The 14915-nt window shown below is 39.7% G+C and carries 11 protein-coding genes and 2 pseudogenes; 1 reads left to right on the top strand and 12 read right to left on the bottom strand.

Going from position 1 to position 14915, the window contains the following annotated elements:
• Positions 1–703: 703 nt before the first annotated feature.
• From SAGCYANO_RS25475 to SAGCYANO_RS25510, 8 genes are all read right to left on the bottom strand, one after another.
• Positions 704–2581, bottom strand: a complete 1878-nt coding sequence (locus SAGCYANO_RS25475; protein WP_202222648.1) for an efflux RND transporter periplasmic adaptor subunit — start codon at positions 2579–2581, stop codon at positions 704–706.
• Positions 2582–2627: 46 nt separating this feature from the next.
• On the bottom strand, positions 2628–2846 hold the full coding sequence (locus tag SAGCYANO_RS25480; RefSeq protein WP_202222649.1) for a hypothetical protein: 219 nt from the start codon (positions 2844–2846) through the stop codon (positions 2628–2630).
• A gap of 97 nt (positions 2847–2943) precedes the next feature.
• The gene (locus tag SAGCYANO_RS25485; RefSeq protein ID WP_202222650.1) at positions 2944–3150 is read right to left on the bottom strand and encodes a hypothetical protein; all 207 of its coding nucleotides are present in this window, start codon (positions 3148–3150) and stop codon (positions 2944–2946) included.
• A complete protein-coding gene (locus SAGCYANO_RS25490; protein WP_202222651.1) occupies positions 3147–3440 on the bottom strand; it encodes a hypothetical protein in 294 nt (97 codons plus the stop codon). Before SAGCYANO_RS25490 ends, SAGCYANO_RS25485 begins: the two co-directional genes overlap by 4 nt.
• Before the next feature lie 57 nt (positions 3441–3497).
• Entirely contained in the window at positions 3498–3704 is a 207-nt protein-coding gene (locus SAGCYANO_RS25495; protein ID WP_202222652.1) for a hypothetical protein, read from the bottom strand.
• Entirely contained in the window at positions 3701–4096 is a 396-nt protein-coding gene (locus tag SAGCYANO_RS25500) for a hypothetical protein (protein ID WP_202222653.1), read from the bottom strand. The genes SAGCYANO_RS25495 and SAGCYANO_RS25500 overlap by 4 nt, the downstream gene beginning before the upstream one ends.
• A gap of 154 nt (positions 4097–4250) precedes the next feature.
• Positions 4251–4568 carry a hypothetical protein gene (locus SAGCYANO_RS25505; RefSeq protein WP_202222654.1) on the bottom strand — a complete coding sequence of 106 codons (318 nt, stop codon included), beginning with the start codon at positions 4566–4568 and terminating at the stop codon, positions 4251–4253.
• 148 nt (positions 4569–4716) lie between these two features.
• A complete protein-coding gene (locus tag SAGCYANO_RS25510; RefSeq protein WP_202222655.1) occupies positions 4717–5322 on the bottom strand; it encodes a PadR family transcriptional regulator in 606 nt (201 codons plus the stop codon).
• Positions 5323–7159: 1837 nt separating this feature from the next.
• Between SAGCYANO_RS25510 and ftsH the strand changes: the two genes are divergently transcribed.
• Positions 7160–9151: an ATP-dependent zinc metalloprotease FtsH gene (ftsH, locus tag SAGCYANO_RS25515; RefSeq protein ID WP_237396680.1), complete on the top strand. Its 1992-nt coding sequence runs from the start codon at positions 7160–7162 to the stop codon at positions 9149–9151.
• 310 nt (positions 9152–9461) lie between these two features.
• On the opposite strand, the gene ltrA is transcribed toward ftsH, so the two are convergent.
• The 4 genes and pseudogenes from ltrA to SAGCYANO_RS25530 all read right to left on the bottom strand — a co-directional run.
• A complete protein-coding gene (gene ltrA / locus SAGCYANO_RS25520) occupies positions 9462–11141 on the bottom strand; it encodes a group II intron reverse transcriptase/maturase (RefSeq protein ID WP_202222656.1) in 1680 nt (559 codons plus the stop codon).
• Between the two features lie 653 nt (positions 11142–11794).
• Positions 11795–12106 (bottom strand): HNH endonuclease, encoded by a 312-nt coding sequence (locus SAGCYANO_RS50635; RefSeq protein WP_375339993.1) that lies wholly within the window; start codon positions 12104–12106, stop codon positions 11795–11797.
• 172 nt (positions 12107–12278) lie between these two features.
• Positions 12279–13685: pseudogene (locus SAGCYANO_RS25525) on the bottom strand (reverse transcriptase N-terminal domain-containing protein).
• Positions 13686–14168: 483 nt separating this feature from the next.
• A pseudogene (locus SAGCYANO_RS25530) lies at positions 14169–14648 on the bottom strand (RNA-guided endonuclease TnpB family protein); the annotation flags it as partial.
• Between the last annotated feature and the right edge of the window lie 267 nt (positions 14649–14915).

Below are 14915 nucleotides of genomic sequence, written 5' to 3' on the forward strand. Positions count from 1 at the left end.
TTTCATTTTTTTCTGATTTGTTCATTATATTATGTCCCGATAATAGCGGTCTCGAAAAAACTTATCCTCTTGTTTCAACAGCAAATTTTTCTATTTTTCCTACTCTCCCACTCCCCTATATATATTAATAATAATTATTCAACTGGACATGAGATTACCGAAATATTGTGGTTTAAAGCCTCCCCTTTTAATACCAGTTTGATAAATCTTTGCTACAAATATTTAGGGTATTGCTTAGGAGTCAGGAGACAGGAGTCAGAAGTCAGAATGAATGGGTTTGATACCATTTATTATCTAGTAATTTATCTTTTTCGTCCAATAGATGTTTCCTAAAAATTATTTTAATACTGCTTATTATTTGTAACATTCTTTTTTCAAATTCGTATAAGGGGTTAACGAAGTCAGAAGTCAGAAGTCAGAAGCGGTGCGACCCCGCGACGACGCCAGTCGCAAGCGGTCAGACCCCGCGACGACGCCAGTCGCAAGGGAATGCTGACCAAGAGAGGGAATGCGCACCAAGAGAGTCAGAAGTTATTTTTGTAACAGGGATTTGAGCTTCGCTCCAAAAATATTGCGCCTTAAAAGGCGGGGTTTTAGACCCATGTTGTTTTGATAATAAATAAAAATTTTCCTGTTCCTCAATCCTATCCATTTTCAAGGAGAGGTAATTCTAAATTCTAAATTCTAAATTCTAAATTCTTCATTAATTTAAAACCTTCACAGCAGAACCATCCTTCAACTTTTGCACCCCTGAAACAATCAACTTGTCACCAGGTTGTAAACCAGACACCACCTCAGTCACATCACCCTTAACCAAACCTAACTCAATTATTTGACGTTTTGCTTTCTGCTCCTCACCCGCTCCTTCCAACAAATACACAAACCTTTCTTCTCCCAGAAAACCTACCGCCGTCATTGGTACAACCACAGTTTGACGTCTATCCCAAATCACATTTACCCGCACAAACTGACCATCTCTTAACTTTCCAGCACTATTCTCCACATCTGCTTTAACTAAAATAGTTTGAGAGTCACTACTAACAGTAGGAGAAATAAAACTAACCTTCCCCATTCCCAGAGCTTTCCCCTCTGAACTCTTAATTTCCACAGGTAAACCCAATTTTAAATCCCCTCGTCGCTCCAAAGGAATTGGTAAATTGATTTCTAATACTTGATTTGCCGTAACAGTAGTAATAGTGTCACTATCAGTAACAAAATCTCCCATTTTCACAATCATATTTCCCACAATTCCAGCAAAGGGAGCTACAACTACCGTATCCTGTAACTCCACTTCTAAACTTTCTACCTCTGCTTGTTCTGCTGCCACATCTGCGGTGGCCTGAGCAATTTCTTCAGGGCGAGTGCCATTTTGCAACTCCTCTAAATTACTACGAGCTTCTGCCACCTCAGCTTCTGCTCTAGCAATTTCTTCGGGACGAGTACCATTTTGTAATTCCTCTAAATTACTACGAGCTTCTGCCACCTCCGCTTCTGCTCTAGCAATTTCTTCGGGACGAGTGCCATTTTCTAGTCTTCTCAATACTTGGCGTTGTTGTTCGAGTGCTGCTTCTAATGTCTCAATTGTAGATTCTCGATTTCTTTGCAACTGGGTCACTCGTCTTTTTGCTTCTTCTACTCTTGCCTTAGCTGCCTTCTCTTGTTTGAAAATTTCCTGAAACGTTAATTCAGCGATCGCTCCTTCATCTCTCAAATTTTGATTTCGTTTTACTTGTTCGCTAGCTAACTCTAATTCTGCTTGTTGTACTTCTATTTGCGCCTTAGCTTGAGCAATTTCTTCTAACATACTACCTGATTTGGCATTGGCCAGTCGTGCTTCTGCCTCTTGTAGCTGTGCTTTGGCCTGGGCAATTTCTTCATTACGAGTACCTGCTCGTAGTTCTGCTAAACTTGCTTGAGATTGATTAAGACGCGCTCTGGCTGCGGCAATTTGTTCTGGCCTTGCTCCAGTTTTGAGTTCTGCTAAACGTGCTTGAGATTGATTGAGACGCGCTCTAGATGCGGCAATTTGTTCTGGCCTTGCTCCGGTTTTGAGTTCTGCTAAACGTGCTTGAGTTCGCCGGAGGTTTGCTTTGGCTCTTCTTAAGTTGGCTTCTACATTATCACTTTTGATTTTAGCGATCGCCTGCCCTTTGGATATAAAGGTTCCTTCCTGGGCTAAAATTTCTATTACTCTACCATCTATTTCTGGTCTAATTCTGACTGAGCGTTTGGCTTCGAGTGTCCCAACAAATTCTGAGGTTTCTTGGAGGGAGGTAGTTTCTATTGGTATGGCTTTAACTAGGGTACTTCGTCGTCTACCTGGAACTGGTGTTGATGGTTTGTTGGCTGTTTCGCTATTTTGAGACTGCCACCATTGTCCTCCTAAAAATCCTATTCCGAGAGTGGTAATAATTACTGTTGCCCAAAGTACGCCAGAAAAATTCTTTTTGTCAGGTTTAAACTGTTCCGGAGTAGTTTTTGTCTGGTCTTTATATAGTTCTATTTTGGTACTTTCCTGGATATTTTCTGGTGGTTTAGCTTTGTCTTTAATTGCTGAGTTTGATAAATTTAAATTTGACATTTATTTAACCTTTATTGTTTATTATTTTGACTAATTATTTATACAGTTAATATAGAGTTAAAATTCGTTTTTTTTGCATAATTATATTCAACAGTGTATCTTTTGTTTTTGGGCTTAAGACCCCACCGCCTACAGGGTTTTGACAATTTTTGGGGTTTAACTCCTCATCCATTTTTGCTTCTTCCTTCTTTTGCTCAAAGTACAGCAGAAAAATTATTTTTGTCAGGTTTAAACCATTCCGGAACAGTTTTTGTCTGGTCTTCATATAGTTATATTTTGGTGTTCTGCCTTCTGCCCAAAGTACACCAGAAAAATTATTTTTGTCAGGTTTAAACCATTCCGGAACAGTTTTTGTCTGGTCTTCATATAGTTATATTTTGGTGTTCTTCCTTCTTTTGCTCAAAGTACAGCAGAAAAATTATTTTTGTCAGGTTTAAACCATTCCGGAACAGTTTTTTTATGGTCTTCATATAGTTATATTTTGGTGTTCTGCCTTCTGCCCAAAGTACAGCAGAAAAATTATTTTTGTCAGGTTTAAACCATTCCGGAACAGTTTTTATGGTCTTCATATAGTTATATTTTGGTGTTCTGCCTTCTGCCCAAAGTACAGCAGAAAAATTATTTTTGTCAGGTTTAAACCATTCCGGAACAGTTTTTTTATGGTCTTCATATAGTTATATTTTGGTGTTCTGCCTTCTGCCCAAAGTACAGCAGAAAAATTATTTTTGTCAGGTTTAAACCATTCCGGAACAGTTTTTTTATGGTCTTCATATAGTTCTATTTTTGTATTCTCCTGGATATTTTCTGGTGGTTTAGCTTTGTCTTTAATTGCTGAGTTTGATAAATTTAAATTTGACATTTATTTAACCTTTATTGTTTATTATTTTGACTAATTATTTCTACAGTTAATATAGAGTTAAAATTCGTTTTTTTGCATAATTATATTCAACAGTGTATCTTTTGTTTTTGGGCTTAAGACCCCACCGCCTACAGGGTTTTGACAATTTTTGGGGTTTAACTCCTCATCCATTTTTGCTTCTTCCTTCTTTTGCTCAAAGTACACCAGAAAAATTATTTTTGTCAGGTTTAAACCATTCCGGAACAGTTTTTTTATGGTCTTCATATAGTTATATTTTGGTGTTCTGCCTTCTGCTCAAAGTACACCAGAAAAATTATTTTTGTCAGGTTTAAACCATTCCGGAACAGTTTTTTTATGGTCTTCATATAGTTATATTTTGGTGTTCTGCCTTCTGCCCAAAGTACAGCAGAAAAATTATTTTTGTCAGGTTTAAACCATTCCGGAACAGTTTTTGTCTGGTCTTCATAATAGTTATATTTTGGTGTTCTGCCTTCTGCCCAAAGTACAGCAGAAAAATTATTTTTGTCAGGTTTAAACCATTCCGGAACAGTTTTTGTCTGGTCTTCATATAGTTCTATTTTTGTATTCTCCTGGATATTTTCTGGTGGTTTAGCTTTGTCTTTAATTGCTGAGTTTGATAAATTTAAATTTGACATTTATTTAACCTTTATTGTTTATTATTTTGACTAATTATTTCTACAGTTAATATAGAGTTAAAATTCGTTTTTTGCATAATTATATTCAACAGTGTATCTTTTGTTTTTGGGCTTAAGACCCCACCGCCTACAGGGTTTTGACAATTTTTGGGGTTTAACTCCTCTTTTTTATGGTCTTCATATAGTTATATTTTGGTGTTCTGCCTTCTGCCCAAAGTACAGCAGAAAAATTATTTTTGTCAGGTTTAAACCATTCCGGAACAGTTTTTTTATGGTCTTCATAATAGTTATATTTTGGTGTTCTGCCTTCTGCCCAAAGTACAGCAGAAAAATTATTTTTGTCAGGTTTAAACCATTCCGGAACAGTTTTTGTCTGGTCTTCATATAGTTCTATTTTTGTATTCTCCTGGATATTTTCTGGTGGTTTATTTTTGTCTTTAATTGCTGAATTTGATGAGTTGAAGTTTGACATTTATTTAACCTTTATTGTTTATTATTTTGACCAATTATTTCTGCAGTTAATATAGAGTTAAAATCAGTTTTTTTTGCTTGATTAGATTTCAACAGTTTATCTTTTTATTTTAGGTTTAATACCCGACTGTCTACACAATCTATACGGTCTACACGGTGTTGACAATTGGTTGGGGTTTTACTCCCCATCCACTTTTTTCTTCTTCCTTCTTCCTTCTTCCTTCTTCCTTCTTCAACAGTTCTAATTCTTTGACTAATTCTTCCCTAAGCCATTGCATTTCTGCATTTAGCATTGATTTTGCTCGATTACAAGCAGAATATTGATAGGAGTCTAGTAGTAGATTCTCAGATTGTTGACTATCTAAATATTCTTGACGTAGTTGACAAACTATTAAACGATGCTCAATAAGTTTTACTCTCTCAGTAGGTTCTAAATCACTGAAAAAGAAAAATTTAATCAGAAATCTAGAGCGACCTTTTACCCAACTTTCTTTGAGATTTTCTAGCATTTTTTCACGCCAGCGATCGCGCCCTTTTTCTGTTATTTGATAGATTTTACGACTACATCCGGCCTCTCCTGGTTCTTCTGTAACTACGAAAATATAACCCCGCTCTTCTAATCGTTTCAGCAAAGGATATATAGCACCATAGTTGATACTAATACAGCTACTCATAAATAACTCTAGCTGTTGCTTTAAACGATAGCCGTGCAGAGGTTTCTTTTGCAGTAAACCGAGAGCAGATAACTCAAGCATTTATATCAGTCTGATATATTTGTTTATTTTTTTATTATATTTCAATTAATTTTATCTGACGAAATAAAAATTAAAAAATCTTCAACTTATATTTTATAGTTCTGGGAGTTGGGTAGGGGAAGCGTCATATTGGCGGTGTATACAAGTCATAAGTCAAAATGGTTGGGTGTAAGTTTGGATAAGTTCAGTAGAACGGAAACTTACTTGTTTGATATCTCCCTTATTTAAATACCCACAGGCATCATGAACGGTGCCAATGGCGTTAGTGGGGCTGATATGAAAGACTAAAATTTTTGGCGACAAATACCCACGGCTGTTTCCAGGACTCAGGCAACCAAAAGCACATAGCACGGGCTAATATTCCAAATGGGTTTTATAAAGCTCTTAGTTAATATCTTCCTTCTCTTTTATTGCGTATGTCGCAATAATACAATATAAGACAAGTGTGTTTCAGGCGTTGGTTGAGAGACATAGAGCGATCGCTTGATTTAGATATAAAACCCTGATGAGAGCTATTTAAAAATAGAGGTACAGAAAATTCTGTGAGGCAGTTCTATTTCAACGAAGGCGGATACCTCATACCATTTCTCAAAAACTTTTCTACATTTTCTTGAGCTGAGGAGTAGGGGCAAATGGTCGTTTGCCCCTACAGAACTTTATGAACAGTGCCAATGGCGTTAGTGGGGCTGATATGAAAGACTAAAATTTTTGGCGACAAATACCCACAGCTGTTTCCAGGACTCAGGCAACCAAAAGCACATAGCACGGGCTAATATTCCAAATGGGTTTTATAAAGCTCTTAGTTAATATCTTCCTTCTCTTTTATTGCGTATGTCGCAATAATACAATATAAGACAAATGTGTTTCAGGCGTTGGTTGAGAGACATAGAGCGATCGCTTGATTTAGATATAAAACCCTGATGAGAGCTATTTAGGGTTTGCGCTCATAAAGTATGAGTGGTAGGGGTAGGAGACAGGAGACAGGAGACAGGAGACAGGAGACAGGAGACAGGAGACAGGAGGGACGGGGAATAATGAGGAGATAGGAGTGAGAATTGTCCTGAGATTTTTCTGTCCGAAGGTTTGCCTTTTATGCTAACTTTTTGAGATTTTTAGACTACTCCCAGGGCACTTTCTGGGAATCAAAGAAGGCTCAAACTTTTAGGAGTCAATGGTTTGATAATTAATCAGAAAGCCCTATTTAAAAATAGAGGTACAGAATTCTGTGAGGCAGTTCTATTTCAACGAAGGCGGATACCTCATACCATTTCTCAAAAACTTTTCTACATTTTCTTGAGCTGAAGAGTAGGGGCAAACGGCCGTTTGCCGGTACACAGAGAAGTAAAAATCAGAATAATTAATGCGCTCTTAGTGCAGGATGGCGGAAATAACTGAGCAGTTACAAAATCTTAAAAGCTTTACTAAACAATACTTTTGACTGTCAGATGTGTGTCTTACATTCTGGAGGGGCTGTGTGCGGAATTACTTCCGCACAGTAGGTGCCCCGTAGGAAACCTCAGAATTACACACTCGCTTTTGTACGGGCGAAATTCGGCAGCTTTGCGTCAGTAAATGGCCATTTGCTACGCACAACTACGTTAACGCCCCTACTGACTTTTAACTTCCGGGTAGCGACACTAGCTAATAATTACCAAAAATGTAATTTGGCTTGTGCTAATTACTTAATAATTGAAGTGCTACTTAAGTTAAGCATTAATGCATGGTAATTGGTATCAGATATGAATCAAACTACTACCACTGCAAAGATAATGAAATACGCTATTGATATAGATATGTACCCTTAATCTAGATAAAAGGCCACCACTCAAGAATACTAATGAAAAATTTCTGGAAACAAATAAAAACAGATGGGTCTAATAAAATTAACAACCATCACCCATCACCGTGGAACGCTAAAGCTAATACTCAAAATACCAAAACTATTCTTTTTCAAAAATCTAGAAAACTTATATGGAGAATTTTAGCAACTGGGATAATTACTCAAGGTGCGTTACTAGCAACTCCAGCTTTTGCTAATAAAACTAATACTCAAAACTCTCTCACCTATACTCAGCTACTAGAAAAAATCAAAGCTGGAGAAGTTACAGAAATAGATGCTTATCCCTCTCGAGGAATAGCTAAAGTTAGCCTGAAAGGGCAAAAGAGTAATGAATCTATGTATACCGTCAATATTTTTGAGGATAATCCAGAACTACACGCCCTAGTTCGCGCTCAAAAAATTGACTTTGAACTAAAGCGCTCTGCCGACAATAGCGTAGCTATGGGCATTATATTTAATGTACTCATCGTCTTTATAGTTATCATTGTGCTGCTAAGTATTCTACGTCGTTCTAGCCAGTCACAAGGAAATGCTTTAAACTTTGGCAAGTCCAGGGCACGTTTTCAAATGGAGGCCAAAACAGGAGTATTATTCGATGATGTGGCAGGTATCGAAGAAGCAAAAGAAGAACTTCAGGAAGTAGTCAGTTTCCTCAAAAAGCCAGAAAAATTTACAGCTATTGGGGCAAAAATTCCTAAAGGAGTACTTTTGGTAGGACCTCCGGGAACAGGTAAAACTCTATTGGCAAAGGCGATCGCTGGAGAAGCAGGAGTTCCTTTTTTTAGTATCTCTGGCTCAGAATTTGTGGAAATGTTCGTGGGTGTGGGAGCTTCTCGTGTCAGGGACTTATTTCGCAAAGCCAAAGAAAATGCTCCTTGCATCATATTTATAGATGAAATAGATGCGGTGGGTAGACAACGGGGAGCTGGTATTGGTGGGGGTAACGATGAAAGGGAACAAACCCTAAACCAGTTACTGACAGAGATGGATGGATTTGAAGGCAATACAGGCATAATTATTATCGCTGCAACTAACCGTCCTGATGTCTTGGATGCTGCATTATTACGTCCTGGTCGGTTTGATAGACAAGTAACTGTGGACTTGCCCGCTTATAATGGACGCTTGGGAATTTTGGAAGTCCATGCTCGGAATAAAAAACTAACTCCAGAGGTTTCCTTAGAGGCGATCGCTCGTCGGACACCTGGTTTTTCGGGAGCAGATTTAGCGAATATGTTGAACGAAGCAGCTATTCTGACTGCTAGAAGACGTAAGGAAGCAGTTACACCCTCGGAAATTGATGATGCTATTGACCGAGTGACCATCGGTTTGAGTTTAACTCCATTATTGGATAGTAAGAAAAAACGGTTAATTGCTTACCATGAAGTCGGACACGCTTTATTAATGACCTTGCTCAAAAATGCGGACCCTCTGAATAAGGTGAGTATTATTCCTCGTTCTGGAGGAGTGGGTGGTTTTGCTCAACCAATTATGGATGAAGCAATGGTTGACAGTGGGTTATATACTCGTTCTTGGTTAATAGACAGAATTACAATTTCTCTAGGTGGACGTGCTGCGGAGGAAGAGATTTTTGGCCCTGCGGAGGTAACGGTGGGAGCTGCTAACGATATTAGGAGTGTGGCAAATTTAACCCGTGAAATGGTAACTCGTTATGGAATGTCCGATTTAGGGCCAGTTGCTTTAGAGAATCCTAGTGAGGAAGTCTTTTTAGGTAGAGGTTGGCAGTCACAGTCAGAATATTCTGAGGAAGTTGCGACTAAAATTGACCATCAAGTTCGAGCAATAGCTGTTCATTGTTATGAGGAAGCTCGCCGAATCATTAGAGAAAATCGTGTGGTGATGGACAGGTTGGTAGACCTTTTAATAGAAAAGGAAACTATTGAGGGTGAAGAGTTCCGGAGAATTGTTTCGGAATACACAACGTTACCTGAGAAACAGGCTCTTTCTATTAATTTAGAAAAGAAAAGGTAAACTACCCGGCATCAAATCAGATATTATGATGCGGGCTTTTCGTAGCCCTCCAGTATATCCCATATAGTTAGCTGTCTTGCAACGAAATCAAGACTGCTAACTTCACAGGATAACCAGGGACCTCCAGGCTGGTTTACACTCAACCCCAAAGCAGCTATATTTTTGGCTCCATTATAAATTAAAGTCAGCGACTCCCTCACGAGAACCGCTGCTCTCCAAAACCGTACTTGATACTGTCGGGTAAGAGAGCATACGTCACCGTATCTCCCTCCCCTGAGAACCGGACTTGACACTCTTCGCATCATCCGGCTCAAGCCTCCGCTTTAACAGAACGTCTACCACTGTGTATGGTTTTATGGCAAATTTTGTGTAGGTGTTGAAGATTGTCAATATCCTCTGTACCACCTTTCACCAGAGCTATGATGTGGTGAGTTTCTAGAGCTTCTCCGTTATTTAGTTTTTCCCCACAAATTGGGCATTTCCAGTTCTGGTTTTGGGCGATTTTGTAATATTTAGACCCTTTATCCCAGATGGTTTTGCCAGATTTAATGGCTCTTTTTGCCCAATATTCTTGTAGGTTGGGGTCGTCCGGGGATGCGGTTCCTTTGACTTTAATATGGCGTTCAATGGGGATACTTGCAATATTAAATAGGATAATTTCTTTTGAAACTCCTTTTCGGTCTTTGACCTGACAAGCAAATTCCCATCCTTTGCCTCGAATTTGAAAGTATCGGTTAGCAATCCACCTTTTTCCCTTATTAGGGTGTCGTCTTTTGGCCCATCTCCAAAGTGCTATCCACACTTCTGAACGTATATAATTGAACACTTCTTTGCTGACTGCATGACGATAATAGTTCCCAAAGCCGCGAAGTTTAGGGTTGAGTTGTTCAATGACAATTTTCTGTTCGACCGCCCGGTTAGTCGAGAGCCAATCCCTAATTGATTGTAGGAATTCTAGAACTTTTTGCTTTTGCGGTTTGATCAGAAGCTTGCCTTGATATTGTCTGAGATTAAACCCTAGGAAGTTGAATCCATAGCTTATATGTACGATGCGGGTTTTTTCTCTATTCAGTTGTAGTCCCTTTTGTGCTAGCCATTCTTCAATTTGGGGTAGGATTTCTTCAAGGTCTTTTCGACAGGTAGCGGTTACAACGAAATCATCCGCGTACCGAATGAAGCCATATCGATTGGATTTGTAATTGCCTTTCTTCTTCTGGAATTGGTTGAGGAAGTTTTCCAGGCCATGTAGTCCAATATTTGCTAAAAGAGGGCTAATCGTGCCTCCTTGTGGTGTACCGCTGGGAGTGTCGTGGTGTTGTCCTTTATCCAAGTATCCTGCCTTTAGCCATTGTTTGATGAGGTTGCGGGCGGGGAAATTCCTGATGGAATTGAGAATAACTTGGTGGGAAATGTTGTCGAAGAATCCGCAGATGTCGGCATCTAATACCCATGTGTCTCTGTTACCTTGTAGGCGTAAGAAACATTGTTCTATGGCATCGTGGCAGCTTCTTCCAGCTCGAAACCCGAAGCTGTTTGGCTCGAATTGGGCTTCCCAGATGGGTTCTAGGGCGTTTTTGACGATGGTTTGTGCGACTCTATCTTTGATAGTGGGTATGCCTAATGGTCTTTGCTTACCGTTGGCTTTTGGGATATAGACCCGTTTGGTCGGTTTTACTTTCCACAAAGTCTGTTGTCCCATTTCATGGATAAGTTTGACCCGTTGTTCTGGTGTTAATGCCACCTCCTTATCTACACCAGGTGTTCGTTTTCCCAGATTTAGTTGGGTGATTTTTCGCACAGACCAAAGTAGGTTGTTGTAGCTCCTTAACATCAGTTTTGTCAGGCTTCTGACCTGATTCCACTGACCGTTCTGTGTAGCACGATAAATTCGCTTCCTTAGATTCCTAACGTTCTTCATCACTGGTTTCCAGTTAATCTGTTGCCAGTCTTGAAGATGTCCTTTGTCTCCGATAACCGTTATGGTTTCCATCTTTTAACTCAGTTGGGTTTCTTTGAAATGTGTTTATCGTTTAAGACCTGTCAGAATTGGGCTGCCATTTTCAGGCGGTGTGATGTTGGAACAATTCCTCAACCCTTATCCTCTGCATTACACAGGGGCGTTCGCTTTTTCTGACTTCCTTTATCCCCTAGACATTCGGCTTTGATTGCTCTGGGCTTACTTTGCTGTGAAACAACAAAGAGTCTATTGGACTTATCGTGTTTCGCCGTTGATGACTTGCGGATTGGTTAGGGTTCTGTTCATACTCCGGTAGCGTTTGGACTTCTTTGTTGAACCACGAAACTTTCAACAACCTTGCTACTTACCATTTTGGTTAAGGTGTTTCAGCCTAATTTCACCTTTCCGTATATCACGGAGCTAGATTAACAGTTCACTTATCGTTAACCCTTCCAATTCTTCCCCTCGCATCACTACCAGTTTAGGCTATCAGCTTAGACGCTTTTATGGTCTGCACTCCAACGGTTTCATTACTTACTCCCGCCGTGACCGGACTCTGTAGAGTCTTTTATAGGGGAACTGGACAGAAGTACCCCAGAGAGAGTCGGCTCTCTATTCATCAACAGCGACTTTGCACGTCGCGCTTCGCATCATACGGCTCCTCAATGAAACGGGACTTGTCAAGTCTACGTCACCACCAACATATCTTCTATCCAACGATAATTCTTTGGAATATCAGACGGTGATTTGGGCTTGACCCTATTACAGTCAGATTTTGTGCCATAACTTCCATCAATGGAAGTCTTATTATCGTGACAATGCCGATGGAGTAATTGCCAGTTTTTATACTCATCCTTTCCGCCTAGTGACTTAGGAATGATATGGTCAAGTTCGATAATATCTCCACCTTGAAAATTTAATCCACAATATGGGCATATTCCCTTCTGTCTTTTGAGTAACGTTGCCATTCTCTTTGAAACTAGGGGGTTTTTACCCATTCGGGAACTCCAATATATTAAGTCGCCATTGTAAGGGGATGATTCACCTTTGACTTTTATGTACCCAATATTAGTGGATACGGATGAGTGTTTAATCAGGTGATATGGATTTGAATATTCTCTTGTGGAGAACACCCAATTATCCCCTTTGATTGTGTGCCAGTATTTCTGCCTAATCCATTTTTCCCCTTTGTTCCGGTGTCTGTGTTTCCCCCATTTCCAGAGTTTCCAGAATATGAGGTAATCCATTTTGGAGAACACTTTACTACATTGGTATGGCTTGAAGTAATTACACCATCCGTTGATGATAGGGTTCAGGTTTTTAATTAATGCTGCCTGGGATTTCCCTCTATGTTTTTCTATTACTTCAGCTATTTTGGCGTAGTGCCTTTTCTGGGCTTTCTTTGAGGGGGAGATTTGGGTTTTGAACCCGAGCAAGTTGCCTTTTGTGTCTTTTCCTGAACGACATTTACCTGCTTTATATTGGTATATATGAAATCCCAGGAAGTCAAAGCCTTTTTCCTCTCCTCTGTATGATTCAAGGGTGTGGGCTATTCGGGTTTTACACTTGTTGAGTTCTAGACCAATTTGTTGAAGCCATTCTGCTATGACCTGATGGCACTGATGGATTGCTTTTTCAGACTCATGTAAAATTACTAAGTCGTCGGCATATCTGATTAAACTAATTGAGTTTCTTTTGTCTCTTTTTGGTAGTTGGTATTTACCGTCGGAGCGCTTCATGTCAAATGATTCTGACAAACTCTTAATCTCTTCTTCCATGCCATGCAAAGCAATATTGGCAAGCAAGGGTGATATTACCCCTCCCTGGGGGGTGCCTGTTTCAGTTGGGAATAATTCTTTTCCATCCATTACACCAGCTTTTAACCAAGCTCGGACTTGTCTGGTGAAAGGTGGGGAAGGTATTCAGTTTTTCTAGTAGCTTCTCATGATTAATTCGGTCAAAGCATTTGGCTATATCAGCATCAAGGACATATTTTGCCTTTTGTTTGATGCTACATTGTATGGCTTGTATGGCATCGTGGCAGTTTCTACCTGGTCTAAAGCCGTAACTATTTGGCTCAAAGAGGGCCTCCCACTCTGGTTCTAGTGCCATTTTTACTAAAGCCTGTAATGCGCGGTCATACATGGTAGGTATTCCTAAAGGTCGTTTTTCAACTGTCCCAGGTTTGGGTATCCAAACCCTTCTTGTTGGTTTAACCTTTGTTCCCAGTTTGAGTTGGTCTATGAGCTTTAGACGTGCTGCTGGGGATAGGGATTTTACCCCATCCACTCCTGCTGTCTTTTTGCCCTGATTTTCCTGGGTCACTCTACGCACCGCTATGGCTTTGGCTGACCAAGATTTGACGAGCAACTTTTGGAGTCTGTGAACTAATGCGACGTTGCCACAACGAGACGCTTGATAAATCCGTTTCTGTAGCTTATAGACCATCCTTTCTAGCTTTGGCCAGGGGATGTCCTTCCATCTATACATCGGTTTTGATTCCGTGTTCATAACATTACTACTACTAACAGCCTTACCTTCCGTTACATCGTGAGTCCGTCGGCGTATCTCAACCATTACGGTTAAGCATTAGCAATTGAGCTCAATCTTTCCCTAGCATTACCTAGTTTCCTAGAGTTTGCGTCTTGGTTGACTACTGTGGGTATCGACCTCCTCACAGAGTAACGACCAGGGTTACTTCGTTCCGAATAACCATCGGTTTGTCCGGTTAGAATGAAATTCTCCGCCTTTTTGGGAAGTGCTTATCAACTAGAGCCGAATTCTGTTGATTCCCAAGTTTTGTGACCTTTTGGTTCGTCTAGCGTATCATCCTCTTTCGCTAGTCAGGCGTGTAGACGGTTCAAATATTCCTTCACTTTTGTTATCCATACGGACTTACTCAGTCTGCCTTGACCACGAGGTTTGGTATACTTTTGACCTTTTATTCCCGCTTTGCCATATTGAAGACCACTCTCTACAGCAGGGAATATGTTTTCACTCCTGCACCTGGAGGGTTGGGCTTAGAATTTCTAGGATACTTTTCTTCACCAACATGGTTATTCAGTTGTCATCTGCATAGGATTTAAGTGCGGACTCAACCTTAAACGGGTTACTACACAGATGCCAGTCTTCCCCCCTTTCTAGGTTTTGACTGAACGAATCGCACTCAGCATCACCTTTCCATCCACAATGCTGGCAATGATAATCTTTACCATGACGATATGACTTACCTTTTGTAGGATGAATATGCAAACATTTATGACAGGTAAGGCTTGTATATGCTGGATTAACTAATATTAATTTCACGCCATGTAACACACATTTATAAGCAAGAAACATTCTGAACTGATAAAAAGCCCAACTATTAGATAATCTTCTTTCTTTCTTACTTCTTGGTTGCTGATTAGTTCTTTGTCTAATATTAGTTAAATCTTCTATGGCAATAGAAGTCTTATTAGTCGCTGCTTTTTTGACTAAATATGTTGTTATTTCGTGATTAAGGTGTTTCTGATAGCGTCGTTCTTTACCTGATAACCGTTGCTGTAGTTGCCGACATCTTCTTCGACTACTACGAGTGCCTTTAGATGCTTTTTTTGTAGAACTGCTCTGATTTGAGAATAATAATTTCTCTTAGAAGTTATATTTTTACCGAAAAATTGTGGTTTAAAGCCTCCCCTTTTAAGGGGATAATAAGCGGTCGAGGGATGGCGAGGTCTCCTCGCCATATCCAATCGACTCCTGTGAAGAAAAATTTTCATCTCTTTGTCAATCCTCTTCTTTCAAGGAGAGGTAATTATTCATTATTCA

It is taken from the genome of Okeania sp. KiyG1 (assembly GCF_014132355.1).
Taxonomy (GTDB): Bacteria; Cyanobacteriota; Cyanobacteriia; order Cyanobacteriales; family Microcoleaceae; genus Okeania.

Coding starts and splice junctions, on each gene's coding strand:
- SAGCYANO_RS25475 (WP_202222648.1), bottom strand. CDS start 2,581: ATGTCAAATTTAAATTTATCAAACTCAGCAATTAAAGACAAAGCTAAA.
- SAGCYANO_RS25480 (WP_202222649.1), bottom strand. CDS start 2,846: ATGAAGACCAGACAAAAACTGTTCCGGAATGGTTTAAACCTGACAAAA.
- SAGCYANO_RS25485 (WP_202222650.1), bottom strand. CDS start 3,150: ATGAAGACCATAAAAACTGTTCCGGAATGGTTTAAACCTGACAAAAAT.
- SAGCYANO_RS25490 (WP_202222651.1), bottom strand. CDS start 3,440: ATGTCAAATTTAAATTTATCAAACTCAGCAATTAAAGACAAAGCTAAA.
- SAGCYANO_RS25495 (WP_202222652.1), bottom strand. CDS start 3,704: ATGAAGACCATAAAAAAACTGTTCCGGAATGGTTTAAACCTGACAAAA.
- SAGCYANO_RS25500 (WP_202222653.1), bottom strand. CDS start 4,096: ATGTCAAATTTAAATTTATCAAACTCAGCAATTAAAGACAAAGCTAAA.
- SAGCYANO_RS25505 (WP_202222654.1), bottom strand. CDS start 4,568: ATGTCAAACTTCAACTCATCAAATTCAGCAATTAAAGACAAAAATAAA.
- SAGCYANO_RS25510 (WP_202222655.1), bottom strand. CDS start 5,322: ATGCTTGAGTTATCTGCTCTCGGTTTACTGCAAAAGAAACCTCTGCAC.
- ftsH (WP_237396680.1), top strand. CDS start 7,160: ATGAAAAATTTCTGGAAACAAATAAAAACAGATGGGTCTAATAAAATT.
- ltrA (WP_202222656.1), bottom strand. CDS start 11,141: ATGGAAACCATAACGGTTATCGGAGACAAAGGACATCTTCAAGACTGG.
- SAGCYANO_RS50635 (WP_375339993.1), bottom strand. CDS start 12,106: ATGGGTAAAAACCCCCTAGTTTCAAAGAGAATGGCAACGTTACTCAAA.